The organism is Robertmurraya sp. DFI.2.37 (genome assembly GCF_029211245.1).
Classification (GTDB): domain Bacteria; phylum Bacillota; class Bacilli; order Bacillales; family Cytobacillaceae; genus Robertmurraya; species Robertmurraya methanolica_A.
This window is the reverse complement of sequence record NZ_JARGEJ010000590.1, coordinates 1-305: the sequence shown is the minus strand read 5'-3', so window position 1 is coordinate 305 and position 305 is coordinate 1. Positions and strand designations below refer to the sequence as shown.

The 305-nt window shown below is 47.9% G+C and carries 1 protein-coding gene; it reads right to left on the bottom strand.

The genetic code is table 11. From position 1 onward, the window contains the following. Positions 1-305, bottom strand: a 305-nt coding sequence (locus PZE06_RS27815; RefSeq protein WP_275792375.1) for a glutamate synthase-related protein, incomplete at both ends; no start/stop codon positions are given.

Genomic DNA, 305 nt, shown 5'->3' with positions numbered 1-305 from the left:
AGTGACAGCCACGGCAAGATGTACAGCCGATGGCAATCATTGATAAAGTACCGAATCCGACACGATTAGCTCCAAGAAGCATCACTTTAATTACATCTTTGGCGCTCTTAATACCGCGATCTGCCCAAATCTCTACTTGGTCACGGATTCCAGCTTCCAACAAGGCATTATGAGCTGCTTTAACACCGATTTCAACTGGAAGCCCGACATATTGAAGAGCGTGAATTCTTGCAGCACCAGTACCACCATCGAATCCTCTTAACGTGATAATGTCGGCGCCGGCCGTGGCAATTCCAACCGCGATT